The sequence below is a fragment of the Martinezella dioscoreae genome (assembly GCF_009176305.1).
Classification (GTDB): domain Bacteria; phylum Pseudomonadota; class Alphaproteobacteria; order Rhizobiales; family Rhizobiaceae; genus Rhizobium; species Rhizobium dioscoreae.
Window position 1 is genome coordinate 1 of sequence record NZ_BLAJ01000014.1, and the last position, 26,965, is coordinate 26,965.

Annotated in this window: 20 protein-coding genes, 1 tRNA gene and 1 pseudogene; 10 read left to right on the forward strand and 12 right to left on the reverse strand. The window is 57.5% G+C overall.

All coding sequences use genetic code 11. The features are described from left to right. Positions 1–1,172 (reverse strand): IS3 family transposase gene (locus GDN47_RS28525; RefSeq protein WP_152094740.1). Its coding sequence is split into 2 segments (ribosomal slippage), with 1,173 coding nucleotides annotated over them: positions 1–920 and positions 920–1,172; the frame shifts between segments, so codons are not numbered across the junction. This gene is flagged as partial in the annotation. Between the two features lie 119 nt (positions 1,173–1,291). On the opposite strand from GDN47_RS28525, the pseudogene GDN47_RS28530 reads away from it, so the two are divergent. Continuing rightward, a pseudogene (locus GDN47_RS28530) lies at positions 1,292–1,477 on the forward strand (IS66 family transposase); the annotation flags it as partial. A 370-nt stretch (positions 1,478–1,847) separates the two neighbouring features. Here GDN47_RS28530 and GDN47_RS28535 read toward each other — a convergent pair. The 6 genes from GDN47_RS28535 to GDN47_RS28560 form a co-directional block, all read right to left on the reverse strand. Then, complete coding sequence (locus tag GDN47_RS28535) at positions 1,848–3,746, reverse strand: M10 family metallopeptidase (RefSeq protein ID WP_152094741.1); 1,899 nt, start codon at positions 3,744–3,746, stop codon at positions 1,848–1,850. A 139-nt stretch (positions 3,747–3,885) separates the two neighbouring features. Next, on the reverse strand, positions 3,886–5,196 hold the full coding sequence (locus tag GDN47_RS28540; RefSeq protein WP_152094742.1) for an HlyD family type I secretion periplasmic adaptor subunit: 1,311 nt from the start codon (positions 5,194–5,196) through the stop codon (positions 3,886–3,888). Next, positions 5,193–6,905 (reverse strand): type I secretion system permease/ATPase, encoded by a 1,713-nt coding sequence (locus tag GDN47_RS28545; protein ID WP_152094755.1) that lies wholly within the window; start codon positions 6,903–6,905, stop codon positions 5,193–5,195. The genes GDN47_RS28540 and GDN47_RS28545 overlap by 4 nt, the downstream gene beginning before the upstream one ends. A 2,846-nt stretch (positions 6,906–9,751) precedes the next feature. Continuing rightward, positions 9,752–9,825 (reverse strand) — tRNA-Gln (locus GDN47_RS28550). Between the two features lie 241 nt (positions 9,826–10,066). Beyond that, a complete protein-coding gene (locus GDN47_RS28555) occupies positions 10,067–10,702 on the reverse strand; it encodes an NrsF family protein (protein WP_152094743.1) in 636 nt (211 codons plus the stop codon). Next, entirely contained in the window at positions 10,689–11,255 is a 567-nt protein-coding gene (locus GDN47_RS28560) for a sigma-70 family RNA polymerase sigma factor (RefSeq protein ID WP_113389714.1), read from the reverse strand. Before GDN47_RS28560 ends, GDN47_RS28555 begins: the two co-directional genes overlap by 14 nt. Before the next feature lie 292 nt (positions 11,256–11,547). Between GDN47_RS28560 and GDN47_RS28565 the strand changes: the two genes are divergently transcribed. From GDN47_RS28565 to GDN47_RS28585, 5 genes are all read left to right on the forward strand, one after another. After that, positions 11,548–11,814: a BufA1 family periplasmic bufferin-type metallophore gene (locus GDN47_RS28565; protein WP_113331357.1), complete on the forward strand. Its 267-nt coding sequence runs from the start codon at positions 11,548–11,550 to the stop codon at positions 11,812–11,814. Positions 11,815–11,861: 47 nt separating this feature from the next. After that, positions 11,862–12,146: a BufA1 family periplasmic bufferin-type metallophore gene (locus GDN47_RS28570; protein ID WP_092718465.1), complete on the forward strand. Its 285-nt coding sequence runs from the start codon at positions 11,862–11,864 to the stop codon at positions 12,144–12,146. Between the two features lie 121 nt (positions 12,147–12,267). Beyond that, positions 12,268–13,122 carry an MNIO family bufferin maturase gene (bufB, locus tag GDN47_RS28575; RefSeq protein ID WP_152094744.1) on the forward strand — a complete coding sequence of 285 codons (855 nt, stop codon included), beginning with the start codon at positions 12,268–12,270 and terminating at the stop codon, positions 13,120–13,122. A 10-nt stretch (positions 13,123–13,132) separates the two neighbouring features. Continuing rightward, positions 13,133–13,888 (forward strand): HvfC/BufC N-terminal domain-containing protein, encoded by a 756-nt coding sequence (locus GDN47_RS28580; RefSeq protein ID WP_152094745.1) that lies wholly within the window; start codon positions 13,133–13,135, stop codon positions 13,886–13,888. An 18-nt stretch (positions 13,889–13,906) separates the two neighbouring features. Beyond that, on the forward strand, positions 13,907–14,386 hold the full coding sequence (locus GDN47_RS28585; RefSeq protein ID WP_152094746.1) for a DoxX family protein: 480 nt from the start codon (positions 13,907–13,909) through the stop codon (positions 14,384–14,386). Positions 14,387–14,508: 122 nt separating this feature from the next. On the opposite strand, the gene GDN47_RS28590 is transcribed toward GDN47_RS28585, so the two are convergent. Beyond that, entirely contained in the window at positions 14,509–15,465 is a 957-nt protein-coding gene (locus GDN47_RS28590) for a phytanoyl-CoA dioxygenase family protein (protein ID WP_152094747.1), read from the reverse strand. Between the two features lie 470 nt (positions 15,466–15,935). On the opposite strand from GDN47_RS28590, the gene GDN47_RS28595 reads away from it, so the two are divergent. Continuing rightward, positions 15,936–16,853 carry a DUF1003 domain-containing protein gene (locus GDN47_RS28595; RefSeq protein WP_113397672.1) on the forward strand — a complete coding sequence of 306 codons (918 nt, stop codon included), beginning with the start codon at positions 15,936–15,938 and terminating at the stop codon, positions 16,851–16,853. 99 nt (positions 16,854–16,952) lie between these two features. On the opposite strand, the gene GDN47_RS28600 is transcribed toward GDN47_RS28595, so the two are convergent. Then, a complete protein-coding gene (locus tag GDN47_RS28600; protein WP_152094748.1) occupies positions 16,953–18,170 on the reverse strand; it encodes a TCR/Tet family MFS transporter in 1,218 nt (405 codons plus the stop codon). A 74-nt stretch (positions 18,171–18,244) separates the two neighbouring features. Here GDN47_RS28600 and GDN47_RS28605 point away from each other — a divergent pair, with 74 nt between their 5' ends. The 3 genes from GDN47_RS28605 to GDN47_RS28620 all read left to right on the forward strand — a co-directional run bounded on the left by GDN47_RS28605 (position 18,245) and on the right by GDN47_RS28620 (position 20,589). Next, entirely contained in the window at positions 18,245–18,850 is a 606-nt protein-coding gene (locus tag GDN47_RS28605; RefSeq protein WP_113367131.1) for a TetR/AcrR family transcriptional regulator C-terminal domain-containing protein, read from the forward strand. Positions 18,851–19,985: 1,135 nt separating this feature from the next. Further along, positions 19,986–20,276 (forward strand): type II toxin-antitoxin system RelE/ParE family toxin, encoded by a 291-nt coding sequence (locus GDN47_RS28615; RefSeq protein ID WP_112420575.1) that lies wholly within the window; start codon positions 19,986–19,988, stop codon positions 20,274–20,276. A 1-nt stretch (position 20,277) separates the two neighbouring features. Beyond that, the gene (locus GDN47_RS28620; RefSeq protein ID WP_113367134.1) at positions 20,278–20,589 is read left to right on the forward strand and encodes an addiction module antidote protein; all 312 of its coding nucleotides are present in this window, start codon (positions 20,278–20,280) and stop codon (positions 20,587–20,589) included. 291 nt (positions 20,590–20,880) lie between these two features. Here the strand turns inward: GDN47_RS28620 and tnpB are convergent, their stop codons facing one another. The 3 genes from tnpB to GDN47_RS28635 form a co-directional block, all read right to left on the reverse strand. Continuing rightward, on the reverse strand, positions 20,881–21,153 hold the full coding sequence (gene tnpB / locus GDN47_RS28625; protein ID WP_233790171.1) for an IS66 family insertion sequence element accessory protein TnpB: 273 nt from the start codon (positions 21,151–21,153) through the stop codon (positions 20,881–20,883). A 68-nt stretch (positions 21,154–21,221) separates the two neighbouring features. Continuing rightward, positions 21,222–21,608, reverse strand: coding sequence for a transposase (locus GDN47_RS28630; RefSeq protein ID WP_162751111.1), 387 nt, complete (start codon positions 21,606–21,608; stop codon positions 21,222–21,224). A gap of 373 nt (positions 21,609–21,981) precedes the next feature. Further along, a complete protein-coding gene (locus GDN47_RS28635) occupies positions 21,982–26,736 on the reverse strand; it encodes an autotransporter domain-containing protein (RefSeq protein ID WP_113397674.1) in 4,755 nt (1,584 codons plus the stop codon). Positions 26,737–26,965 lie beyond the last annotated feature (229 nt).

Consider the following 26,965-nt stretch of genomic DNA (forward strand, 5'->3'; position numbering starts at 1 on the left):
AGCCCCGGCGGTTTTGAATACGCCAAGTGGCGCGGTGTGAGCAACCGGCGGAAACGCGAAGCTTTCATCTTGCGCAGCGTTGGAGCCGGTTGCGGCGATGGTCCCGGCAAAGTCTGCCGGGGTTTTGTATCCGAGCGATGAGTGCGGCCGGAAATGGTTGTAATCGTCCGCCCATTCAGCAATGGCGCCGCGGGCATGATTGAGGCCGAAGAAGAGGCTCTCGTTGAGCAACTCGTCACGCATCCGACCGTTGAAACTCTCGACATAGCCGTTCTGCATTGGCTTCCCCGGCGCGATGTAGTGCCACTCCACCTTGTGATCCCTCGACCAGGCGAGAATGGCATTCGACGTGAGTTCGGTGCCGTTGTCGGAGACAATCATTCCGGGCTTGCCGCGTCGTTCGATCAGCGTCGTCAGTTCTCGGGCGACACGTCGACCAGAGATAGACGTGTCCGGGATCGCTGCCAGGCATTCGCGCGTCACGTCATCAACGACATTGAGGACCCGGAATCGTCTGCCGCAGGCGAACTGGTCGTGGACGAAATCCAGCGACCAGCGGGCATTGGCTTTCGCCTCGACCAGGATCGGTGCACGCGTGCCGACAGCACGCCGCCGGGCCTTTCGCTTGCGAACGGAAAGCCCTTCCTCGCGATAAAGACGGTAGATGCGATTGACGCCGGACGGCTCTCCATCCCGCCGAAGCAGGATGAACAGCCGACGGTAGCCGAAACGCCGCCGCTCGTTGGCGAGGTCGCGCAGCTTCGCTCGCAGATCGACCTCCGGCGGTCGACTGGACCGATAACGGATCGTCTTGCGGTCGGCGGATATGATCTGGCAGGCCCGACGCTCCGAAAGGCCCATGACGGCCTTCAGGTGGGTGACGGCTTCACGCTTGGCGGCGGGCCCTACCATTTTTTTGCAAGAAGCTCGCGGAGTGCGGCTGCATCCAGCATTTGTTCAGCCAGCAACTTCTTTAGCCTGGTATTCTCGTCCTCAAGCGCCTTCAGACGCTTCGCTTCGGAGACTTCCATGCCGCCGTATTTGGCTTTCCAATTATAAAACGTCGCTTCTGAAATCCCGTGCTTCCGGCAAAGATCGGCTGCCTTCGCGCCAGCCTCCTGCTCCTTCAACACCGCAATAATCTGCTCTTCCGTAAATCTCTGCTTCTTCATTCGTCCGTCCTTTAACACGCCGAACTCCAATCCATTCTGGAGGAAATTCTCAGTGGCAGGTCAAGGCATCCGAGGCTTAATGCTGGCGCGTCAGAGGCAAATCGGCTAGTTTCGCGGGTATGGAAACAGCGCCGCTGGACAGTCAGGACGAGATCACTGCTTTGCGCGCACTCGTCGCCGAACAGGCGGCGAAACTTGAGAGCCAGGAAGCCGAGGTCATCAAGCGAGACTCCATAATTGGGCTTCTTCGCGCGCAACTGGAGCTTCTCCGACATCGGCAGCATGGTGCGGGTTTCGGCAAAGTCCGGACAGGATTTCCGGTAATCTCCGGACACTCACGTTCCACATATGGGGGCAAGGTCAGCGTCAACGTGCTGCGAAAATCGCGCTTACATCGGCACCACGATCGGAGCCGGCAAAGAGCCACGACGACCACTTCCAGTCAAAACCTCGAACCCGGACGCTCACTTTCAATCTGAGAAAAGTTCTGATCCCTTGCACCTCGGCAATAAGGACATTGGCGTGCAGTGATTTAACATCTACGGTTGGACGGGGTGACGTGAACTTTGATCTGTGCTGAGATACCGTAACCCGCCACAGCGTTTCACTGCGACCCGATCTCATGGCATCTGCTACTACTCCGCACAAGTACCGACTTCGCGCGCTGTGTATAGCTTAGCCGAGTATCCCATCATTTACATAGGTCCTACCCTCAAAGACGCCAAACTCCAAGTAATGCACAAGGGGGTCGATGCCGGCAGCGGCGACATCCGGGTAAAGTTTTAAATATCCCGCGGTGTCAAACTTTGCGGAGGGATCTCGCCCCTCATGCCAGCCAAATTCCAAGTAATGCTGAAATGGGTTGATTCCAGCAGCCGCTACATCCTTGTACCTCGCCAAATATGCTGAGGTGTCAAAAAATGCGTCAGGATCTCGCCCCTCATGCCAGCCGTACTGGTTATAGTGCTGCTGTGGATCAAGATGGGCGGCCGCTACATCCGCGTTATTCTGGTAGTAGAATTTTCCATTAATTAGCAGATCATTCGCCGTGACAGCACGACCCTCATACATACCGAACTTCAAATAGTGCTCAAGCGGATCAATCTTTGCTGCGGCGACATCTGGATTAATACGCAGATATTCCGCCGTGTGGAAATGGTCAGAGGGGTCACGCCCTTCCTTCCATCCGAATTGATCATAATGCTGTAGCGGGTCGATTCCGGCAGCCGCAACATCATGATATTTCGCCAAATATTCGGACGTACTAAAGAAACTGTTCGGATCACGCCCTTCCTTCCAACCATGTTGATCATAGTGTTGATCCGCATCAACGCCAGCATTGAGAACATCACGATTGTGGGTGTAATAGAACATATCATCGACCAGGCTGTCGCTTTGAACCACCGCTCTATCGGAAAACTGTAGCTTCTCAATTGAAACTAAGCTTTCCACCGCTCCGCCGCCCTTGACTATCATTGCGCGATAGCCGTAATCGACTGTCGCCTGCGCTAGCCTGAAGTCGAATACGGCCGTGTCAAAACCAGCTCCGCCGTCCAGCCAGTCGTTACCGGTGCCACCCTTTAGTGTATTGTTTGCGTCATTGCCGATAATCGTATCATTGCCGGATCCGCCAATTGCGTTTTCGATCAATGAGCGGCTATCGCCATGATACTGCAGAGCATTATAGACATTGCCGTGCGCGAAGTTGCCATCCCCGAGGTAGGCGCTTTGTGCGGCGGACATCAATGACCAGCTGCCCGGTCGCAAATCTATAGACAGATTTGTGGTGTAGTTTGAGAAATCATAGGTGTCGTTGCCACCACCATCCCAAATGGTGAGAAAAATGCGATTGTCGCCAGGCTTTCCCTGCCCGACACCATCAATGAACATTTCGCCGGTCGTGGGTGAAAAGGTATAAGTCGTGTCTCCAGAATGCGTCGCGAAATTAGCACCGTACAACTTCTGGATGGCTGCGATGTCATACATCATCAGTGACTGCGCATAACCAAAATCTTCGTTTGTATAACCAAAGCTCGGCAATGCTGCAAAATAGGACCGGTAGCTCATGACAGTGAATTCCATGCTGTCATGCCAGATACTCACCCTCGGAAAGCCCTCGAAGGAATGCTTGAGACCCAGTGCATGTCCGATCTCATGTAGAGTAGAAATCCATGCATAATTGCCCCTGATCGGATCAGTCATCGCGCTTGTGCCGGTCTGCGTGCCAAACCAAACGTCGCCACCAAGATCAGAATTCGATGGAAAATACGTATAGGCGGTATCTTGCGCCTCATCCGACATGCCAAACCGAATTGTGGCACTTCCCGCATCAGCTTTTTCGTTGAAGGAAAGATTCGAGACGGAGGCATACTGCGCCAACGCAGAATTCACCGCAGCCTGCATGGTGACGTTGAGTGGCTGAAATGTCAGCTGCTCTCCGGTGCTATAGCTTCCATACTGCGCGCCACTCGTCGGGAACGAAAAATCCAGTGAAGTTTGCGCCCAATACTGTCCATAGATCAAGGCGTCGGCATCGTCTCCAAACACCGAGACCGGATAGGTGATCGTTAGCATTCAATACGTCTCCGAGATCGTGACGCCCTAGTGGCCGTTTCACTGCGATGAATAAACGAGGAAAGGAAAATCTGCAAGCATGGGTGGCATCAGCTTTGGCACAATCCTTGATTTCAGAGCGCCATCCATTTCCACATCGTTACTGTTCTTTAAACGCACGAACCACCTGGTCGGACAACGGTTTTGTCAAATAGGCTAGCATCGTTCGCTGATCCGTCTGGACGAATGCCTCCACCGGCATGCCTGCTATTGGTACCATATTACCCAATCGAGCCCATTCGGCCGAAGGTATAGCAACTCTGATATCATAATAGCTTTGCCCAGTACGCTGATCCGTTGTCAGGTCGGCCCCGATACTTGTTATTCGGCCTGCCAATCCCGGCGTGGTCCGTTGATTGAAAGCCGAAAACCGAACCATCACCTCCTGCCCTACAGCCACTTGGTCGATATCCCGTGGTGATAGTTTGAGTTCCGGCGTCAATGCATCCTTGTCGGGCACAATCTGCATGATCGCCTCACCAGGCGTGACAACCGTTCCGGCAGCATGAACGACAAGCTGATGAACGATCCCTTCCTGAGGTGCGCGAATATCAACATGTTTTAGCTCATCTTCGGCAGCAACAAGCCGCTCAGAATATTCGCCGATATCACTTTCGGCCTGACGCAATTGGTCCGATATCTCCGTTCTCTGATCGTCATCGACTTGAATAATCTGCAACCGGGTTTCGGCAATTTTTCCGTTGGTTTGAGCGGCAGAGGCGACCAGGCTGCCAAGCTGGCCGGTGAGATCAGCAGCATCACGCCGTAAGCTATAGACTCGCGTCGCGGGAATGATACCCTGCTCGAGCAGTGGCTGAAGACTGGCGAGTTCGGTATTTATGATATCGATCGCCTGTCGTTTACCTTCCTGCTGAGCACCCAGCCCATCCGCCTCCTTCGAAAGCTGACGAACCCGTTCAGCCAATTGCGCCTTGCGCCCCATTTTGGATGAGCGCCGGTCTTCAAACAGCCGCCGTTCTCCATCAAGTATCGCCGCTACTTCGGCTATATCTTGTTCGTTTAGAAGGTCCTTTGGAAAGGTGATTGTTTCTTTCGCATCTCGCTCTGCCGAGAGCCGAGCTACACGCGCCGAAAGTTCCTTCAGACGCTTTAAGATAATGGCACGATTGGCACGGGCCTGCGTATCGTCAAGATGCACGAGTATTTGGCCAGCTGCAACGAGATCGCCGTTTTTGACGAACACCTGACCAACAGTACCGCCCTTTTGGTGCTGGACGGGCTTGACATAGCTGTCAACAACCAGCGTCCCAGTGGCGATAACGGCACCCTGAAGACGAATGGTGGCAGCCAATCCTCCAAGGACGCCGACAAGAAGGATAACGGCGGCGAGCGCAACCAGCGTGAGCCGGCGCACGGCGCGTTCGGCAAGCGGCGTAAGAGCGCCGTTCATTGTGCCATCTCCTCACCGCCGACAATCAGGCGGACGGGTTGAGGCCCCGGGGGTCCGGGTTGCGTCGTCCTCCTGAGAACCTCATCCTTTGGCCCGAAAGCCTGTATTTGGCCATTCGTCAACACGAGAACCTTGTCGACCGCAGCAAGCGCGCTGGGACGATGCGCAACGACGACGACAATGCCTCCACGGGCCTTGACGCTCAGTATAGCTCGCGATAGCGCCAACTCTCCATCAGCGTCGAGATTCGAATTCGGCTCGTCGAGAATGATCAGGAACGGCTCGCCATAGAGCGCGCGGGCCAGCGCAATACGCTGCCGCTGTCCGCCCGACAGCGACGACCCTTGCTCGCCAATCTTCGTTTCAAAGCCGTTAGGAAATTGCAGGATCATGTCGTACACGCCCGCCGTCTTCGCAGCAGCAATGATCTTGTCCGAGGTCGCATCCGGATCAAACCGGGCAATGTTTTCGGCGATAGATCCGCTAAACAGTGCGACATCCTGCGGCAGGTATCCGATATGTTTGCCAAGCGCATGCGGATCCCATTGCGACAGTGCTGCTCCGTCCAAGCGAACCGCTCCTGCAACCGGTGGCCAAAGGCCGACGAGTCCCCGCGCGAGTGTGGATTTGCCGGATGCGCTGGGGCCGATTACACCAACAGAATCCCCCGCCTGGAGCTCCATGAATATATTTCGTACGATCGAGTTCTTGGACCCCGGCGCCGCAAGATGCAGATTTTCCACTTTCAACGCTTTCACCGGCTTGGGCAAAGCGACCTCGCGCCCATCGACAGACATCAGGTCGGCGAGCTTTACGAGGCGCGACCAACTATCTCTGGCGGCAACAAAGCCCTTCCACTGGCTAATTGCCAATTCCACCGGAGCCAATGCTCGGCTGAGGAGAATGGAGCTCGCAATCATGATGCCACCCGAAGCCTCCTGGCGAATGACGAGCATCGCACCCACGGCAAGGACGGCTGATTGCAGCATCATTCGCAAGATCTTCGAAATTGTCCCGAGGGTAATGGTTAGGTTTGAGAAGCGTAAATGATTGCCTAGATAGCGGCTATTGATCTCATCCCACTTCGTGCCAAGCATATGACCGAAGCCCATTGCAAGCACAGCTTCAGAGTTTCTGCGTGTTTCTTCGGCCAGCGCCATGCGCTCCGAGATTATCTTGGCTGCCTCTTTTGCCGGTTCGCGAGACATCCGTTCGGTCAGGATCGTAAGTCCGACAAGTATCAACGCGCCGGCAAGCGCCGTGACTCCGATCCAGACATGAAAAAGGAAACACAAACCGAGATAAAAAGGCATCCACGGAATATCAAATAGAGCGGTCGGTCCCGGCCCGGAAAGAAAAGAACGTACGACGTCAAGATCGCGTACGGGCTGGAGACCATCTCCTTGCATCTGCATGCGCGCGGGAAACAGGACAAGAGAATCGTAGACTGTTGTTCCAAAGCGCTCATCGACTGACAGTCCTAAACGAACCAAGAGCATTGAGCGGACCACCTCTAGAAATCCTTGGAAGGCGTAGAGGGTCGCCGCAATGATACCGAGGCCGACGAGAGTCGGCAGACTACGCGCCGGGATCACCCGGTCGTAGACCTGCAACATGAAAAACGAGCCGGTTAATGCAAGGATATTGACAAGCGCGCTGGTCGCTCCGATCCCCAGGAATGCCATTTTTAGTGATGATAGCACCGCCATCAGAAATGATCGGGGCGGCTTAATTGCGTTATCGAACACGTCTAAATTCCCCGCGCGCTGTTGCGGGCAGACCGTGAGCCACCGGACCGAGAAATTGCTGCAGCCAAACGGTCGAATAAAAACGAACTATTCGCGTCCTTGAACATAAAGGATACGTTCCCTCTCCGGTCACTGATTTATTTCAGCCCCGCTCCAACTTACTTCAACAATTGACGTGCGGAGCGTCGGGCAGCCAATCGGCTCAGAGCAAAACGAGCCACTGCGGTAGTTGATGAATGTGTTATAAAACGTCGTACCGGCTGCTTCGTGCTGCATTACGGCTGATCGTTATCCTACAACAGAATCCAGTTTTCACCACTCTGTCCGATTTAGCACCAAAACTTTAAAGATTGTTGATTGCTCTAAGGGCTACCCCTAAGGTTGGCGTCGAGGATTGACTCGTTCTCAGGTATTGAGCGTGTCGGTTGTCCTGGTCAAGTTCTTTCGCGTCCGCCTCGTCGTTTCGGGCTAATTCGCTGTGATGTTCTTAGAAAAAGCTGTCCTTCCGATTTCAAGGAAATGGCGGTGACGGGCGAAACGACCCAGCAACGCGATGGTCATCCTGACATCACCAACGATTTCATGGCGTCTGTTTCCTCGATCGTCTATTGCGTTGAGTGCGAGTGCGCAGAATTTCGATCTGGCCCTCGGTCAATCCGATCTGCCGCTGTTGTCCTTTCACTAGATGCCGGCTTTGAACCAGGCCACGTACCAAGTATTTGAAGATGGTCTGCGGCGTAATGCCAAAAGCTGCAGCAGCTTCCTAGGTGGAATAGGTTTCGCCTGGCCATTGGAGGATTGGGCTGGTACCGTTGGTTGTAACCCTTGGAAATACCCCAGCGCCTACGTGGAGCCCAATATTGTTGCAACCGTTTCTGACCGAGAGCCTCCAGATAACAAAGCGAAAGATACTCTTCGCTCGAACGCCTTAGTCGATGGGGCATGCCAAGTGCCACACAGGTTTTTCCGAGTGCCGGTAGCCCGTCATGATCTGCCTCGCTCAGGGCCAAGGGCTCGTCAGGACCGCCACCGTTCATAGTCCCGCTCAATTGTCCCGACTGCACGCAGCTTCTCTTGCCATCCGCATTCCAGCGAATGGCCAGCAACCGCTTCTCAGGCTCGACTGCATCATATTTCCGTTGTGCCCTTTCCGCCTCGTCGCACTCTCGTCCGCGCTGCGCAACCCAATGACGCTCAGGTTGACGGGCTTCCTCTTGCATCTGGCGCAATGCGGCTACAGCAATAGCGAACTCATCCGGCGTCAGCGCCTCGAATAGAATGGTTCGACGCGTGCATCTACCGCCAGAGCACGTACCTCCAGGAAATCTTTCGTAGCGCAACTCGCCTCGCGCATCGGCAAATCCATTTCTCGGCGAAGACACAGTCGGTGTTCGGCGGGTGTCAATACTTAGACATCATACCGTTCGTACTTGTTGCGAAATGGAGCCTCAAGGTCGTCTTCTATAGGGGTACGGTAGCGGCTTATAAGGGCCCACTTTGCATAGGAGAAAACTGGGCGAAAGACGGAGAGTGGCAGCGATAAGAGGGGACGCAATCGCATGAAGGCCTTCACAAAAACACGCCTTACAGGACCCGGCCTCGAATCGTCACCTAAAAGGAGGATCGACAAGATCGATGCAGCCACTAAGACGATGGCCGAAATAAGAAGGATCATTTCAATCTATCCTTGTTGTTTAATGGGCGCTTCCCGCGGCGACTGCGTTTCGAAATGCGCCTATATAAGGGCGATTGCAGACCATTTTGTAGTTCAAGTTAGTTGCGAGAGCAACTTCAACCGAAACTCACAAAAGATTTGATTAACGGTCGACAGTCACCTCTATGCCACCTGGTGACCTCCAAGGGCTCGGCGCGGACGACCATCATCAACAAGGTCGGCCAAAGATTGCGCCCGGCAACTATAGAATTACTCAAAGCTGCAACCCATCCATCCCAATTTGGCAGACTGATCCTTTTTGGAGATCAGAGCCAGAATACAGCGACAATCAGGACTATACACGTAAGCACCACAGCGACGACTGCCAAGGCGCTTTTCCATTCCTGTTCGATATATGGAAGATCCTCGTCCATGGCGTCCATCTACACCTGAGCGCTGATAGGCAGTATGCCCGCAAATTCGCGCGAGTCGAGTAAATAATTCGCCTAAAACAGCCGGAAGAATAGAGAATAAGCTAGCTGCAACTTCGCTCGGTCAGGCAGAGCATTTAAAACGCCACTCCATATTTCGGCTTGGGATAGTCATCCCATCCATGTTCATAGCTGTGGCAAGGCGTTTCGCCCACGCCGATATCGTATCCGAAGCAACCCCACATCTCTTTCAGCCTGGATGCTCGAACCAGTGATCGATGTGGACGGTATCCATCGGATGTATAAGCTCTTCGGGCACCAAGTTCAGATCCCTTCCTGTGGCACCATCAAGTGAGGCCGCCATATTCTCCGTGAAGTTCCGCAATGTCTTCGTAGCGTAGATAAAGCGCGTCGCTCGCGGCGCACCGGCTGCTTCAATCACAGCCTGGAGATCGAACGCGATACTGCCCAGCAAGTTTCGGGTGAAACCTCCATGTTGCACGTTCTTGATGCTAGGTTACCGAGCAAATGGAATACCGTCAGGTCGTGTGTCACGCAGCGACCATCTAGCTCGGCTACTCGCTTTCTAAGCGTTGTTTGATACAACCGCTAGCTCTGATGTTGGCGCGGGAGCCGATCGCTATCACAGGCATAAGGCAATCATTGATGCCAATCTCCGAGACGAATGGCGAATCACTAAATTAAGGAGATTTAGAGAAATTTGGCTGGGAAACCTGGATTCGAACCAAGATTAACGGAGTCAGAGTCCGCTGTTCTACCATTGAACTATTTCCCAACAGCCGCCGGGCCGAAAGTGCCCCTACGGGGAAAGCAGGGCCTCTATAATCGAATTTGCCACGGATGCAAACACTTTAACGCGGGGAAAATGCGATTTTTTGAAAGTCACTTTCATTCAGACATAATAGGTCAGGAACCCGCCTGCCGCCACAAGGTTTTCCGCGCAATACTGCATCATTGGCCGAAACGCATCCTTTAGAAGCGATTTCGCTGGTTTAGGCGTCACGCCTTCTATCGCCTCACCAGCGCAACAGGCGCTTGCCAAGGACATATCCGACAGCGGTCACTATCGCGATCGCAATAGGATACCAGAGCAGGACGAAAAGCGGGCTGTCATCCGTGCAATTGGAGGCATAGAAGGTCGCGGCGATGCCGCTGGCGGCAAGGCCAGCAACGGCGCCGGCCGCCCCCGGCTTTTCCGGCGCACCATAGCGCAGCGCGTAAAGGAAGCAGGCAAGTGGCCCGATCGAAAGCAGCGGGATGAGTGTCAGGCAGAAACGGGCATTATGTCCGATCATCCGCGCGCTCCAACTGTCAGCCGGCATGACGGCCATTTCGACGGCTGCGGCGGCAAGCAGCAGGACAGGCGCCAAGAGCAGCGTCCAGCCCCACAGGCGCAGCGAAGCGCCCGGCCGCCCGATGCGGAAGACGACGGCGCAGGCTGTTGCGGCAAGCGCGATGGTCACGACGAACTTGAACAGGAAACGGACGGTCTCCATCGCTGTATCGATATCGGCCCGAAAGCCAATCATGGCGAAGAAGATACCGCCGCTGATCAGGATGCCCGCGACGACCGCCAGGGTCAGGACTTTGCCGATCCGCATCCGGACCGGCGCGTCCTGCGCCAGAAGATTGATGAGGTCATCGGTTTTCACTGGTCTCACTCCGATACAAAGCCGCAAGCATCTTCAACGCGCGGTGCAGCGCCACGCGCACCGCCCCTTCCGTCATCTTCAGCCGGTCCGCCGTTTCCCGGACACTGCTTCCCTCGACGGAAATCGAGCGCACGATCGTCTTCTGCGGGTCTTTCAGCAGCTCCAGCATACGATCGACATCGAACCGGTCCAAGGCGTCGGTATGCTCTTCCGCCTCCAGGAAATCGATCACATCGTCGATCGGTACGCTCATATGCCGCCCGCGCCGTCTCAGGCTGTCGATCAGCTTGTTGCGCACGATCGTCGACAGCCAGGGTCCGATCGGGCGGGATGAATCCCACGTGCCGCGCTTCAGATGGATGGCGAGCAGCACTTCCTGTACTACATCTTCGGCCTCGCTTACCGGCGCACCCAGCTGATCGCAGCGCCGGCGCGCCATGGCGCGCAGATGCGGCGCGACCGCGGTGAGGAAACGGTGATAGGCCTGCGCATCGCCGCCGATCGCCGCGCGCATCCAGACTGCCCATTCCTCTTCGCGCGCCGAATGATTCATCCGACATCTCCTCTACGCGGGACCGCAGGCCTTCGTTACCGGCAACGGCAACTATTTTTCAAGCCCTTTCGCCTCCGTGGCGGATTCTCCGCAAAATGCATCTGCTACCCATGCGCATGCCAGCCTCACCACCATACCTGCTAGGTTATCGCCCGGCGCAGCAGATAGCCGGCGCACTATAAGTGACGCCATCTTGAAAAAAATTCCGACGCGGCTGTAACATCCGCTCGAGACGCTCCGTAGATCTCGATGCAAGCCAATGACGGCTCGCATCCATCTAGGAGACAGATCCATGAAGAACAGCATCCTCACCCTGGCCATTGCTGGCTCGATCGCATCGGCACTTGCATCCGTCGCCGTCCCGGCTTCGGCGGCCGATTCCAAGGAAAAATGCTATGGTGTCGCCCTCAAGGGTCAGAACGATTGCGCCGCCGGCAAGCATGACTGCGCCGGCAAGTCGACCATGAGCTACGACAAGATGTCCTTCAAGCTCGTTCCCACCGGGACCTGCACCTCGATGAAGACCCCGAAGGGCCACGGCTCGTTGACCCCGGCCTGATCCGAAAACCGGATTGATCGTCAATCATCTCTCGTAAGGAGTTTGTCATGAGCAAGATGTCCGCACTCGCCCTGGCCGCATCGGTCGCAACGGCGGTGACGCTGGTTGCCGGCGCAACGACAGCATCGGCCGCCGATGCCAAGGAAAAATGCTACGGCGTTGCCCTCAAGGGTCAGAACGATTGCGCCGCCGGCCCCGGCACGACCTGCGCCGGCACGTCGAAAGTCGACTATCAGCGCAACTCGTGGAAGCTGGTTCCCGCCGGGACCTGCGAGACGATCAAGACGCCGAACGGCCACGGCACCCTGATGCAGGGTCCGGCCCCGGTTTGACCCTGGTCTGACTGGGCAGCGCAAACGCGTGGGCGACGCAGCCTTTTACAGGCGTCGCCCGCCTTCCGAACATAAACCGCTTCGTAACTTTGCTGGAATTGCCCCAACCCGGAGGCCCGCAATGAAACCGTCAGAACTCCCCCGTCGCGCCGGCGTCGGCTTCAAGCCGGAGCATTTTGCCGCGATCAATGGCGCCTCGCAGCCAATCGGCTTCTTCGAAGTCCATGCGGAAAACTATATGGGCGCTGGTGGTCCGCCACATGCCCAGCTTGGCAGACTGCGCCAGGATTATGCCGTGTCCATCCACGGCGTCGGCCTCTCCATCGGCTCGATGCAGCCTTTGGACAGCGAACATCTCGCTCGCCTGAAGATCGTCTGCGATCGCTACGAGCCGGAGAGCTTTTCGGAACATCTCGCCTGGTCGACCCACGACACGACCTTTCTCAACGATCTTCTGCCCCTGCCCTATACCGAAGCGACACTGGCGCAGATCTGCACCCATATCGATCAGGTGCAGACATTGCTCGGCCGTCAGATGCTGCTCGAGAATCCGGCTACCTACCTTCTGTTCGAAGAGAGCACAATCGAGGAAACGGAATTTCTGGCCGAGGTCGCCAGACGTACCGGCTGCGGCTTGCTGCTCGACGTCAACAATGTCTTCGTCGCCGCCATCAATCACCACATGGACGCGCGCGCCTATCTCAAGCGCTTCCCGGTGCAATGGGTGCGCGAGATCCATCTGAGCGGCCATTCGGAAACCGTCGACGATGCCGGTGCCCCGCTTTTGATCGACAGCCACGATACACCCGTGAAAGATCCCGTCTGGGCGCTCTATGAAGAGCTCATCGGCCGGATCGGTCCAGTAGCCAGCCTGGTCGAATGGGATAATGACGTGCCGGAATGGCCGGTTCTAAGGGCTGAGGCCGAAGCGGCCGATGCCATCCTGAAGCGTGCCGCGGCACGCAGAGCAGCCTGAGGAGGGACCGATGTCTCTCGTCACGCAAAGCGAATTCGCCGCAGCACTCATCGATCCCGCTCTCGCGGTGCCCGATGGATTGACGGCCTGGAATGGCCCACAGCCGGCACGGCGTTTCGGTGTCTATCGCAATAATGTCGCCATCGGCCTGATCGGCGCGCTCGCCTCGCGCTTTCCGGCTGCGGAAAGGATCGTCGGCGAGGAATTCTTCGCCGCCATGGCGCATGAGTTCATCCGGCTGCATCCGCCGCGCTCGCCGCTGTTGCTTGCCTATGGCGATGACTTCCCCGATTTCGCCGGGAGTTTCGAACCGGCGCAGGAAATCCCCTATCTGCCCGATGTCATGCGACTGGAGGCGCTCCGGGGGCGGGCTTATCATGCGACGGACGCCGTGCCGCTCGATGCGGCGCTCGTGGCGACCATCGAGCCGGCCGGTCTGGCGGAACTGGCTTTCGTGCCGCATCCTTCCGCCTCGGTCACACGTTCCGCCTATCCAGCCGTCACCATCTGGGCGATGAACACCGGCGAGATCGAACTCGAAGATATTAGCGATTGGACGGGCGAGCATGCCCTCGTCATTCGCCCGCAGATGATCGTCGAGGTGCATCGCCTGCCGCCGGGTGGCGCAACCTTTCTGGAAGTGTTGTTTTCGGGCGCCTCCCTTGGTCAGGCCTATGAGACGGCTCTCGCCGAAGCCGCCAATTTCGATCTTTCCGCCAACCTCGCCGGTGCGTTCACGGCAGGCGCTTTTATGGCCATTCGCTGAACGCCAAGAGGAACGAAGATGCAGAACCAGATGATGACGGCCGCTACGGCCGAACGCGAAACCTTGCCCCAAAGGTTCTATAGCGGCCTGAAGCTTCTCGACCGCATTCCGCATGACCTGATTGCTCTGATAGCGCGATTGTCGATCGCCGCCGTCTTCTGGCAATCCGGCCAAACCAAGGTGGATGGCTGGCACGTGACCGACAATGCCGTCTATCTCTTCCAGACGGAATACAAGCTACCGCTGGTCGATCCCTGGATCGCCGCCCATATCGCCGCCTTCAGCGAGCACTTCTTTCCTTTTCTGCTGGCCATCGGATTGGCGAGCCGCCTCTCGGCGCTGGCGCTGCTCGGCATGACTCTGGTCATCGAGATCTTCGTCTACCCCGATGCCTGGCCGACGCATGGCACATGGGCAACCTGCTTTCTGGTGATCATCGCAGGCGGGCCTGGGCGTATCGCGCTCGACCACCTGATTGCCAGGCGGTTCACGCACTGAGCCTGAGATCGGTAGACGGGAGCGCCAATACGAGCGGCGCTCCATGATGCCGGCTAAATGCGCATTTTCATTCTGCGCATGTCGTCGTCTGAAAACCACGGCGTACTTCTGCGCGAGATGCCTTAACGCAGGACGGGTTCTCCGTGGAAGCGGCGGCGCGACGGCTTCGAGACCCCGAAACCCACCTCCATCATCAGCCGCGGCTTCTGCGTCGGCACGGTGCCCATATGGAAACCGAAGGGATCCTCGACGAAGCCCGACCCGGCTTTGCCGGTCAGTGTCAGTGCATTCGCCTCGCCATAATAATCGAGCACTTCGTTTGCCGGATGGCCGACCAGCAAGGTCAGCTGATGACGGACCCGGCGGCGTTTGTGACTTCCCTTGACGAAGACATGCGGACCAGTGCCCTCATCCACATCGACAAGATTGAAGAAGAATTTCAGCATCCGCCAATCGTCGAGATCGAAGTGGTATTTGTCGAGCGAAGCGAGGCTGCGGTCGGCTTCGGAAGCCTGGGTCGGGAAGCTCCACCAGATGCGGGTGGTGATCACCTTGGCCTGACCGCCGAGATATTGGCGGGCGACGTCGATCAGCAGCGGATCGCGCTGGACCGCCATGACCGCTTCGCAATCGAGCGAGCGCTCGAAGAAGTGTCCGCTCAGAATCGGCCGCCCAAAACGAGCCTCCGCTTCCTTATGTTCGCCTGCGACGAATTCGAGCTTCCTGTCGAAATTGCCGAAGCAGGCGGTGTTGGCGGCGAATTCTGCGATTTCTCGATGAATATGATCCTGCAGCATCAGGCTCGGATAGATGCCATCGGTCCGCAGAGCGTTGACGACGGCGCTGCGCTCGGTGCCGGCAAACATCGAAGCGCCGGAAACGGGAAGCCTGACGGGCTGCTTGGTGGCCAGCCAATGCATCCGTCGAAACGGTAAGGTTCTGGCCAGCAGGAACATCGGCAGCCATGCCGGGTTTTCCTTAAGATCGGTCAGGTAGGTGGGTATCCTGACAGCCATTCGCTTGAATCGGCCGCCCCGTCGGGCGATAGACTCCAAGTCTTCTGCCGGGGGATTGTGCATAGCGATCCTTTCCACGCATTTAAAAGATCCGTGACAGCAGGCCCCCAACCCGCTGACGATAATTCATTGAAACTTTAACATTTATTCGCTCGCGCGAATGTCTGCTGCACCGCGGCAAATAGAAATCGGCCGGCCTTGGTCAAGGGGTGAAAAATCAAAACCTGATCGAATGGGTAGAAATTTCTGCAGAAACACGCAACGCTTTCGAAACTGTTGACGAATTCGCCCGGAAGGGTTGCTTTTCCGGGGTGGCGGGCGAGACAGACGCAAGGGATTGCGGGAACGGCGTATCGCGTTTGCCGTTGCTTAGGATAATGGCGCTAAAAATTTGATAGGAGCAAATACCAGAGAAGTTGCGGATAGGCGGCTGCGGTCCATGTCGGCGACAATTTCCATTGTCTTCTAACAGTCATATTCCTGTTCGCATTATTGGCTAAATGAGCGAGAAAACGTCAAAGAAGGCCCCTTAGATGACAGAAACGAAGACCTTTGAGCCGGCGGAAGGCATCGTCGATTTCGACGCGGGTGAGGGCGAAAGCCCAACCGTGGTGGAGATGGACGATTATACCAAAAGCCTTGCCCAGGCGAAGGCCAAGTCCGTCAAGCTGGTCGACGCCATCACCGGTCAGGTGCTCAAGAAAAAAGATGCCGTGCATGTCGATGACCTCCGCCCGTCGCTCGCGGATTTCATGCGGCTGAAGCATCCGGAGCTTCGTGCCGACGATTATATCAGCCGCAAGGTCATGGACGATTATCGCGCTCAATATATCGCCGAGCTGCTGACGGTGGAGCGCGGCGAGCTTTCCAACCTCGAGGACGAGGTCGTCGAAAGCCTGAAGACACATGACACGCTGGCGGAAAACATCGAAGAGGACTATGAGGACCACCGCTCGATCGGCGACCGCATGGCCGATGGCGTCGCGTCCTTCGGCGGCAGTTGGACCTTCATCATCTCCTTCTGTCTGTTTCTCGCCGTCTGGATGGGGATCAATCTTGCCATGGGCGAAAAGCAGGCCTTCGATGCCTATCCGTTTATCCTGCTGAACCTCGTTCTATCGACCATCGCAGCACTCCAGGCGCCGATCATCATGATGAGCCAGCGCCGCCAGGAAGAAAAGGACCGCCTGCGTGCCCTCAACGACTACAAGGTCAACCTAAAAGCCGAACTGGAAATCCGTCACCTGCATGAAAAGGTCGACCACCTCCTCAATCGTCAGTGGGAGCGCCTGACCGAAATCCAGCAGATCCAGATCGAGATGATGCTGGAACAGGCCAAGGCGGCGACGCGGGCGATCAAGGCCAATAAGGCAGCGAAGGCAAAGACCAGTGCGCTGAAGAGCCTCTTTACCAAGGTCAAGGATTCCGATCCGGACGATTCCGTTAACTGACGTGGGCAAGCGGCTGCCATTACCGGCGTGCCTGCATAGACACGCCTGCATAGACAGGATTGTTCGCTTGCCAATTCACTTAGCTCGCTAGGGTGCCGCTCACCGCGGCTCCCCTTGCCGGTGCCGCGCTCCGTCCTTCTGTCGATCTGCCCGCTGGCGGTTTGCGAAGAGAACCGGCACGCATAGGAGATAAAGCGAAGCACCAAGTACCCAGACCAGTCCAGGAAAGACATGCCTCGAGGCGAAGTAGATCTCGCTGATCGCCAGAGGCGCGATCATCGATGCGAGGCTCGTCAGGCTGGTCAGCACACCTTGCAAACGCCCTTGTTCGTCCGGACCCACGCGCTTGGTCATCAAGGACAGCAGCGCCGGCTGGCCGACCCCGCCGAGGCAGAAGAGTGGAAACAGAAAAAAGACGAGAAATCCCCGTGTGACGAAAGCGATGGCGACATAAGCCGCGCCGTCGCAGACAATCGCGACCATCAGCGCGCAGCGTTCGCCCCAGCGCTCACTCAAGGGACCGGCGACAAAAGCCTGGGCGAGCGCATGGAACAAGCTGAAACCAGCGAGAGACAGGCCGACGGTCGCCGTATCCCAGCCGAACTTGTCCTGACCATAGAGCACCCAGACGGTGCCGCCGACCTCGCCGACAATGGCAAGGAGGAGGGACATGAAGAGCAGCGGCACCAGCGCTGGAAACGCACCGATCCAGCGCAGCGCCGCCAGCGGATGAAAGGCCGCCGGATCGATCTGCTCGGGCTTCACCGTTCTTGTCTCGGGCAGCGCGACAAGCGCAACGACGAAATTCATCATCACCAGAATCGCGGCCGCGACGAAAGGAGCACGTAGCGAAATCGTCCCGAGTAATCCTCCGATGACAGGCCCCAGGATGAAGCCGATGCCGAAACAGGCACTGAGAAGCCCGAAAGCGCGCGTCCGGCGCTGCTCCGGCGTGATGTCGGCGAGGCAGGCACTCGCAACCGCGGCATTCGCTGCGGTCAGGCCGGCGATGGCACGGCCAAGGAACAGCCACCAGAAGCCTGGCGCCCATGCCATGAAGGCGTAGTCGATCATGCCACCCGCCAACGAAGCGAGTAGCACGGGTCGACGGCCGTAACGATCGCTCAGCGTCCCGAGAATCGGAGAGGCGAGGAACTGCAATGCCGCATAGAGCGACAGGAAAGCGCCGTAGCGCCAACCGAGTTCGGGCGAATGCGCCACGCTCAGCAGAAGCTCCGGCAGGATTGGCATAACAAGGCCGGTGCCGGCGGCATCGAGAACGACGACCGCCAAGATAGTCAAAAGCATCTTGTTCATAGCGAAAACTTATCATTGATAAGGGACTTTATCGCCGATAAATTATACGAGAGAGACTGTCAATCGGAGAGACGATGAAAATCGATCGAAGCCAGATCGTCGATGCGGCGCTGACCATTCTGAACGAAGTCGGCATCGACGGCCTGTCGACGCGGCTGATCGCCCAGCGCCTCGGCGTGCAGCAGCCTGCGCTCTATTGGCATTTCAAGGGCAAGCAGGCCCTTCTTGCGGCTATGAATGCCGAGATGCTGAGGCGAAATCACTCCCGAAACATGCCCCTTGCCGGAGAGACCTGGCAGGAATTCCTGCGCGCCAATGCCCGCAGCTTTCGCTCGGCCCTGCTGGCTTGGCGCGACGGCGCTCGCGTTCATGCGGGAACCGAGATCGATGCTCCGCACCTCGATGCAATCGAAGCGCAGCTCGAATGCCTGCATGCCGCCGGTTTTGATCCCGAGAAGGCTCTGGGGCTACAGATCGCGATCAGTCGCTACGTGGTGGGGTGCGTGCTTGAGGAGCAGGCGGACGAAGCCACCTCCAGGGATGGGTCGGCAATTGATGCCGTCGCCGAAAGCCATCCGAACCTTGCCAAAGCTTTGGCGGTCTATCGCGCCAAAGGCCATGAAGCCTTGTTCGAAACCGGTCTCGACCTGCTGATCGGCGGGGCCGATGCCGGCAAATAGATACCCGCTCGCCCCGGGGCCGTTCCGGCCGAAAATGGGTCATCTCTCGGCCTGAAAGTGCAGCCGAGATCCGGCCCCATGCCGAAACACTGTCGAAACACGTAAAACAGCGGGTTTCATCTGCTGGTGTCGATATGATGGGTGCAGGCGAGACGATATGCGCGTTCGGCGGCCTTACCCGCTCTTGAATGGAGCCAACATCCAGTCAGCCGAAGCTACGTCACCTACCTTGCTACAAGTACTGAATTGTTTCAGGCATGCTTCGATGCGTGGGGGCAACGACCTGCGATCACGATCGATCGTCGCGATGTGCGAACCGGCCTTGCAGCAGTTCTTCGCAACATGCTGCTTGCCTTGAGGTCCGTTCTCGACAATGGTTCTTGCGGAAATGAGTAAGGAACGCCACCAGGTTCCTTACTGGGGGCAGCTTGCGCATCGAGAAACATGAAGCTGACATTACGCGAAGTCAACAACGATGGAATTAAGTTTTTCTCCGGCCTCTCAATCAGAAGACGCTGACGATTTAGCCAGAGAATGCCAGCGTCGCTTGCAGCCCATCATCAGCGAAGTCGTTCGAACTGCGGTTACAGCTGGATGGAGCGAGAGCGCTGTTCTTCTGGCGACGGTTGACGTTGCCTGGGCCCTCTATGAAGGATGCCGAAGCGAATCCGATAGTCATTGATAGCGGAGCAAAGTGCGCGACAGCGCTGCCGCCATCGCTGTGCCAACGGGTGCCGCGGAAGCTGTGGAAGAGAGGCCTGGCTACAAGGATGTTGATTTTTCCCATGTCTGGGAGGAATGGCAGGCCCTTCGCCGGCAGTTCGATCAATCTAAGCCGTGACGAGCCAAAGCGTACGATTTCGCCCCAGCCATCAATTGGAACACCAATCCCGATTTTTGGCACGCGCCCATATCTACCGGCGATTCATCGGGATGATCCGTCTCAATTATCGTGACGGCAATGCCACCGGCACGATCATGACGCCGAAGACGGCGACATGATCGACCTCCCGAGGCGGCTGAGTAACGCCAGCTGTTGCAGGCCGCAGCTTCTCCCCACTGCGGCAGGGGCCTTCTGTGAACTTTAGTTCACATTTAGTTTGCCTTTCTTTGGCGCGTGAATTATAGTTCACAGATGATCGAAGTCCGCCAAACCACCGTTTTTTCAGAATGGCTCAAGGCTCTCCGAGACAGAAATGCCGCTTCGCGCATTGCCGTCAGAATCCGGCGTCTTGAGCTCGGCAATCCCGGCGATATCAAAGCCGTGGGTGATGGTGTGAGTGAAATGCGGATCGATTACGGACCAGGATATCGTTTGTATTTGACTTATACGGGCCGCACCTTGGTCATTCTTTTATGTGGCGGCGACAAGTCCTCGCAGACGCGCGATATTGCCCAGGCGAAGAAAATGGCGAAGGAGATCTGACATGGTGCTAGAAACGACCCGCTTTGATGTTCTGGATTACCTGAAAACGCCGGAGGAACGCTTCGCTTATATCGAAGCTGCTTTTGAGGATGGCGACCCCTCGCTGATTGCTCATGCGCTTGGCGATGTTGCTCGTTCCATCGGCATGAGTGCTGTTGCCAAGGAAGCAGGTGTAACGCGGGAAGCGCTCTATAAAGCCCTGAGTGAGCACGGCGATCCGAAGCTTTCGACGCTGATCGGTGTCGCCAGAGCGCTCGGCGTGAAACTCTCCGTGTCGCCCACCTCGTCGGACGAGCCCTCGAAGGCGGCTTGATTACGAGGTGGCGTGAAGATTTCCTTCGTCGCTGTCTTATAGGGCTGAAGCCGCAGCCTATGCCGAGACTTGGGCCATCGGCGCGGCTTGGCTCCCCCTCCCTCATCCGCCCTGCCGTTTCCACGGCGGACGAGGGCAAGGGCCGTTTGCTGGCTGCCGAGGCAGATCAGGACAGCGACTGCCATGCAAGGAACATGATCAATGTCTCCGAGGCAGCTGAGTAATCAGCCGTCGACAGTCGTAGTTTCTCCCCGCTGCGGCCGCTTGCTTTCTTCGTATCTTGCCCGTTGTTCAGCCCGTGGAGCGCGGTCTCCTGATCGTTGCTGGGCGGATCTTCTTCCAATCCAAACCAGCCAGAAGTGCCATGAGCTGAGCATGGTTGAGGCGGATACGCCCCGCCGTCGCTGCCGGCCGGCAAAAGCCATTCTCCTCGAGAATTTTCGAATAAAGGCAGACCCCGCTGCCATCCCACCAAACGATCCGGACACGGTCCGCCCGTTTCGACCGGAAGACATAAAGCGCGCCGTTTAACGGGTCGAGGCCACCATCTCTGACCAGAGCCATCAATGATGCCGCACCTTTGCGGAAGTCGACAGGCTGGCACGACACATAAACAATAACACCAGACGCGATCATGCCTGACGAACCGCCCGCAGGATCTTCACCAGACGTTCAGTCGCAAGATCGCCGCCTACGCGCACTACAGCATCACCGATGACAATCTCAACCGCAGAACCGGCGACCGCCTCGACCTGTGCAAACCGAACCTGTGTATCAACTGACTTCGAGAGAGGAGCAATCGATCCCGAGGCGATTGCTTTGCGACGCCAATCGTAAAGCTGAGAGGGATCCAGACCCGCTCCACGGGCAATCGCTGATACATTCGCCCCCGGCTCCAGAGTTGCGGCAACCAAACGGGCCTTCTCATCATGCGGCCAGTCTCTCGGCTTGCGGCGCGTCGCGATTGGTGTCGCCGTCAAAAGCTCGAAGGCTCGGGTCTGATTCACAGTATCACTCATAGGACTCTCCGCATGACTCATGCAGAAAATGAGCGTTCTGTCCCTCCAGCGCTACGTGGGATGGCCTACCCGCTTACGAACAATTGGTAATTGGCGCCACATCACTCAGGAAAGCTGGACACGTTGCGCCGAGATTCTGTTTACAGCCGCAGCTTATTGGGCTGGATTTCGCCGTTCCCGATCACACGACCCTGAGCCGTCGGACGAGATTGAAAATCCGCCAAGTGTAGCAGGACAGGTCACGTCATATATGTCGGATTAGGATCAAGCTTTTCGAACGCGCCATTTCCGAGTGGCTGGGAGCCAGCCCTATCATTCGCCGGAAATCGCACCTCAAATGACAAGCGACGTATACCTGTCCATAAAACGGATTTCAGAATCTCACCTTCAGATCGGCCCGCAATCCATGCTCTCGCGCGTTGCGAGCCAGTGAGCCGGAATATGAGAGCCCCAGCATCGCCCCGTTAGTAAGATTGAGATCAAGACCGGTCTCGATGACGGCCACGTCCTCAGCAATCGGCACGCCAGCTACCGTGTATGGATTGCCGCCCGTAAATGCGAGTGACGCGGTCGGCACTTTGTCGCCAAAGGTGTGACGCCAACCAACCATGGCGCGTGCCGTAGCCTCGGCATCCCCGAGCGCAAATCGGGTGTTCCCCCTGAGGCCTAGCGTCGAATAGGTGACGTCCTCTCCGCCGCGTGATCCGTTGAGAGCCGCATCTCCGCCCTTCTCTGTAAAGTTGTTGCTATTGTAATTTACATGAGCGAGACCAGCAAACGGCTCCAACGAGAGCGCCTCCCCTTCGAGCCGATATCCAGCCTCGCCGAAAATCTGGGCGGTGGCTGCGTGATAGCGACCTCTTTCCGTTTCGGAAAAGCCCGGAAAAGCGACAGACCGGGTCGTATCGACATTGTGCCAGGAATAAGCGGTTCCGAAACGCAAACCCAAGCGGCCAATCTCGGACCCACCATAGGCACCGATATGGTATGTGTCGACGCCAGCGTTGGAGGCGCGGCTTGCGAGATCATTGGAGGCATGGTCATAGCCGGTGACAAAGCCGAAGCGCCAATCATCGTTAACGCTCACGTCAGCGCCCAACAGAAACCCACCAATCGAACGATCGAACGATTCTGCATTGCCATTACCGTCCCATCGCCCCCAGGAGCCGAAGCCACGCGCCCAGGCGGTAACGGCAGTTCCTCTAACCGGGGCCGTGTCCGGCCCGGATGGCCGCGCACCTGCCGAGTCGATGTCCAAAAAGGCAGCGCGCGATCGATCAATCGCCGCCTCGCGAATGAAGCGGCTGTCCTCCAATATCGCCCCCTGGAGCGAGGCATGAATTTCACCTGATAACGCGTCCAGTGCCCGCTGTGCGTCGCTCGCGTCCGGAATCGCCGCCAAGGCCTGGTTGACCAAATTGCCTTGCCCGCTACTCTCTAATCCATTGGCCGCCACGCACTGATTGGATGTGCGGGCGACATCACAGTACCTGACCGCGTTGCGCGTGACGTCGACAAAAACGTTTTCGGGATCGTAGGAGAGCGACAAATTCACAAAAGGCATATTCTGCGTCAGCTGCTCAAAGGTGCCCGTCACCCCATCATCAGCCGAGAGGATGACCCAACGACTGCCCGGAGTGAAAGTACCGGCGGACTTCACCACATCAACCGTTCCACCATGAATAGTTGCTGCACCCGTCGCTCCGATCAAGTCCCCGGCCAAGCTCGGGGTGATGTCTACAGCATAGGTCGAGCCTTCATCAAATGTGATATCGCCATTGACATGGAGGGTTCCCGGCGAATGACCGGGAGAGATGGTGCCGCCTTGAGCAATAGTCGTTGTTCCGATGGTGCCGGTGCCGCCAAGTTTGCCGCCGGAAGCGATGTTGAGCGTTCCGCCGAGCTTACCATCGACGAAGAGCGTGCCGCTGGAGATCGTTGTTGTACCGGTAAAGGCGCTCGAGTCGGCCGAAAGGTTGATGCTGCCAGAGCCAAGCTGCCGTATGTTGCCGCCGCCACTGATCCTACCGGCAAAGACAAGATCGTCGGAACGGTCGAAGGCGAGCGTTGCATTGTCAACGACGTCGCCCACAATTGAGCCTGATGCGCCGCCAACGCCGAGCTTCAAGGTTCCGTCGCTGATTATCGTATTGCCGGCATAGCTGTTGGTTCCCCTCAGCGTGAGCGTGCCGGCCCCCGCTTTGACGAGTTCCCCCACACCGGTGATAACTCCGTCCACCCGAAGATCCGCATCCGTCTGAAGCGTGCCGCCACCGGCATCCAAGCTAACTGTCCGCAGGGTTGCAATATCGGATGTATTTCTAAGGCTGCCGCCGTCGAGGGTTAGTCCACCGGCTTCGGTACCAAGATTAGAGTCCGAAGAAATCAGGAGTGTTCCGTCTCTGATCGTCGTGCCGCCGGCATAGGTGTTGGCGCCCGTCAGCGTCAGCGTGCCGCTGCCGGTCTTGACGAGCGCGCCACCGCCGCTGATGACACCGCTCGCCGTAAGGTCGGAGTCTGTTTGAAGCGTGCCGCCACCGCCATTGAGCGTCATGTTGCGGGCGGTGTCGAACGCTGCGGTTGTTTGAAGCACGCCTGCGTCAAACGTGAGCGCGCCCGCCGTCAGGCCCAGATTGGCGTCGGAGGAAACCCGCACGACGCCGCCCAGAATGCTCGTTCCGCCGGCATAGGTGTTTACTCCTGATAAGATGAGTGTCCCCGCATCCGTCTTCACCAACCCGCCGCTTCCAGAAATTTGGGCGTTTATAGTCGCCACCACGCCCGGGTCGGTCCTGATCGTGGTCGCCGCGTCGCTGGCGGTCAGGGTATCTCCGTCGATCACATAGCCATCGCTCATGAACTGAATGCCCTTGAAACCAACGGCACCAGCGGAATTGTCAATGGTGACAGTACCGGCGCTACCCCCAAATACGGCGAAATCCTGCCGCCAAATGCCATTGATCGCGCCATTCGCATCGGTCCAATTGCGGCTTGAGGCGTCCCACCTTCCGCTGCCGCCGGTTATGGTGCCGTCATCGTGGCGAGCGACATCGCCACCGTCCCAAAAGCCGAGTGTGGCGCCGACGCTGGAGATGAGATTTATCTGACCTGCAATATTGGTTTGGACATAGAGGTCGCTCGAACTGACGCCGCTGGGTAGAGCGCCCAGGGCCAGGCCGTTATCCGTCAGTCCCCCGCCATAGTTCATCAACCGATAGACACCAGCGCTGAAGCCGCCGACGTCGATGACGTTCAACGTGCCATCCAGGGTAAGGTTGCCAGTGACCTCGATCAAATCATTGACACCGCCGCCGATTACGCCCGGGCGACCGAGCTGATAATTGAGAATGGAACCGCCATTAAATGAAAGCGAACCCACCGTCAGGGTGCCGGGGCTCGACCCCGGCGCGATTATGCCGCCATCCGCCACGGTGACGGATCCGGCAATCGAGCCTGAACCTCCGAGTGTGGCACCGCTAGCCACGGTCACAGCGGTATTGGCAAGGGAGCCTTCGACGCTAAGCATGCCATCCGCGACGGTCGTCGCGCCGATATAGGTGCTAGAGCCCGACAATGTCAGTTTGCCGCCACCCGTTTTCGTGAGCGGCCCGGAACCGCTGATGACGCCGCTCAGTTCGAGATCGGCGTCGGTCTGAAGCGTTCCATTGTTGTCCAGGACAATATCGCGTGCGGTGGTAAAGGAACTTGTCGCCTGCAGCGTGCCCATGTCGAATGTCAAGGCACCTGAAAGCGCGCCGAGGTTGTTGTCAGACGAGACTGACAGGGTCCCACCGCTGATCGTCGTGCCGCCCAGATAGGTGTTCAACCCAGTAAGGGTCAATCGTCCATTGCGGGATTTTATTACGCTACCGGCTCCCGAGATGGTGCTCGCGTCGACAAAATCAGCCCCGCTGGTGTCAAAGCCGATCGTCGACATACCGTCTTGCAGGTCAATTGAATTGTTTAGAATTAGCCCGCTGCGCAGTGGCGAGATAACCGCACCCGCGCCTGGCGCGATTACGATATTCCCGATGAAATTCGAGCCGTCCAATAGCTGAAGGACGTTTCCGGTGCCATTGAACTGTATGGCCGCGGCGCGGGTCACACCGTCGCTATTGAGCCCGCCAGCGATGGTGCCACCATTAGTAATGAAAGTATGTCCCCAGCTGATAACGCCCGCGCCCGCGGCTGCGCCATTTCCCGCCCCGCCCGTGATTGTGCCAATGTTTTGCAGAAAGCTGCCGAAGCCGCCAAGATTGACACCCGCGCCACTCGCCCCGGCGCTACCGGTTCCGCCCAGAGAAGCCGTTCCGGGGCTGCCTCCCATGCCGCCGGTGATGGAGCCGATGTTGGTAACCTGCGTCGCGTCACCAAAGACGAGCAAGCCGTCACCGCCACCGCCGCCACCGGCGCCAAAGCCGCCGCTACCACCGTCTCCTCCATTCCCTCCGACGATGGTGCCTTCATTGGAAACCGTGGCCCCGACAAAAGCCGATACTATACCTGCGCCACCACCACCACCGCCGGCGCCATTGCCCACGCCACTGCTTGCCGTGCCACCCCGACCACCCAAACCCCCAGACACGGTGACGCCGCTGACAATGAAGACGTCTGAACCGGAAAAAAGAGCGGCTCCGCCACCGCCTCCGCCGCTTGCAAAATTAAAACCATCCGGCGCAGCCGTCCCATTAACGCCGGCCAAGTCAGCGCCAATCACGACGGAAGCACCGAAGGCAAATGAGGCTCCTGTTGCGCCGCCCTGCCCTCCGGGAACATCGCCGACGGCCCCATTTCCACCCGCGCCGTTCGTGCTTGCGTTGCCGGAAATAACGTCAGTGTTGCCGGTGCTTGGGTTGAAGGCACTTGTACCACCGCCATCGCCGTTGCCGGCGCCGCCATTTCCCGTGCGGTTTGGAACGCCGGCACCACCTTCGGCGCTGCAAGGAGCTGTCGCGGCCGGGCCGCACGCAGCCCAGGCCGATGTAAGATAACCATCCGTCAGAGTAAAAAAGGCCGCCATCGCCAAAGCCGATGCGCTCATCAGTGGTGTCGGCCAGGCTCGAGGGGTTAGGAAAAGAAAGCAACGCCGTCGCTCAACGAAAGGCACAGCAATTTTTTTCGTTTCCATCCCATCCCCAACACGTCTTCGCAGACTGACTGCCCCACGCCCCAATGTCAGCACCGTGCTTGCGCTTTCTCGTCAAACGCGGAAGTGCCTTTCAATTCCCTCTATCATGAGGAGCATTTTACAGCCAGAGAATAACATCAAAATTGCGCAACATGCATCTTCGGCGCGCATTCCGCGACTATGTTACGGCACCCAGCCGCTCGCGGTTGAGCAATTGCTACTCCAAACA

What these genes read in the sequence shown, in the direction of transcription:
- GDN47_RS28600 (WP_152094748.1), bottom strand. Translation starts at nt 18,170, where the DNA reads ATGAACAAGATGCTTTTGACTATCTTGGCGGTCGTCGTTCTCGATGCC.
- tnpB (WP_233790171.1), bottom strand. Translation starts at nt 21,153, where the DNA reads ATGGCTCTGGTCAGAGATGGTGGCCTCGACCCGTTAAACGGCGCGCTT.
- GDN47_RS28595 (WP_113397672.1), top strand. Translation starts at nt 15,936, where the DNA reads ATGACAGAAACGAAGACCTTTGAGCCGGCGGAAGGCATCGTCGATTTC.
- GDN47_RS28565 (WP_113331357.1), top strand. Translation starts at nt 11,548, where the DNA reads ATGAAGAACAGCATCCTCACCCTGGCCATTGCTGGCTCGATCGCATCG.
- GDN47_RS28635 (WP_113397674.1), bottom strand. Translation starts at nt 26,736, where the DNA reads ATGGAAACGAAAAAAATTGCTGTGCCTTTCGTTGAGCGACGGCGTTGC.
- GDN47_RS28615 (WP_112420575.1), top strand. Translation starts at nt 19,986, where the DNA reads ATGATCGAAGTCCGCCAAACCACCGTTTTTTCAGAATGGCTCAAGGCT.
- bufB (WP_152094744.1), top strand. Translation starts at nt 12,268, where the DNA reads ATGAAACCGTCAGAACTCCCCCGTCGCGCCGGCGTCGGCTTCAAGCCG.
- GDN47_RS28620 (WP_113367134.1), top strand. Translation starts at nt 20,278, where the DNA reads ATGGTGCTAGAAACGACCCGCTTTGATGTTCTGGATTACCTGAAAACG.
- GDN47_RS28605 (WP_113367131.1), top strand. Translation starts at nt 18,245, where the DNA reads ATGAAAATCGATCGAAGCCAGATCGTCGATGCGGCGCTGACCATTCTG.
- GDN47_RS28560 (WP_113389714.1), bottom strand. Translation starts at nt 11,255, where the DNA reads ATGAATCATTCGGCGCGCGAAGAGGAATGGGCAGTCTGGATGCGCGCG.
- GDN47_RS28590 (WP_152094747.1), bottom strand. Translation starts at nt 15,465, where the DNA reads ATGCACAATCCCCCGGCAGAAGACTTGGAGTCTATCGCCCGACGGGGC.
- GDN47_RS28535 (WP_152094741.1), bottom strand. Translation starts at nt 3,746, where the DNA reads ATGCTAACGATCACCTATCCGGTCTCGGTGTTTGGAGACGATGCCGAC.
- GDN47_RS28585 (WP_152094746.1), top strand. Translation starts at nt 13,907, where the DNA reads ATGCAGAACCAGATGATGACGGCCGCTACGGCCGAACGCGAAACCTTG.
- GDN47_RS28630 (WP_162751111.1), bottom strand. Translation starts at nt 21,608, where the DNA reads ATGAGTGATACTGTGAATCAGACCCGAGCCTTCGAGCTTTTGACGGCG.
- GDN47_RS28540 (WP_152094742.1), bottom strand. Translation starts at nt 5,196, where the DNA reads ATGAACGGCGCTCTTACGCCGCTTGCCGAACGCGCCGTGCGCCGGCTC.
- GDN47_RS28545 (WP_152094755.1), bottom strand. Translation starts at nt 6,905, where the DNA reads ATGGCGGTGCTATCATCACTAAAAATGGCATTCCTGGGGATCGGAGCG.
- GDN47_RS28580 (WP_152094745.1), top strand. Translation starts at nt 13,133, where the DNA reads ATGTCTCTCGTCACGCAAAGCGAATTCGCCGCAGCACTCATCGATCCC.
- GDN47_RS28570 (WP_092718465.1), top strand. Translation starts at nt 11,862, where the DNA reads ATGAGCAAGATGTCCGCACTCGCCCTGGCCGCATCGGTCGCAACGGCG.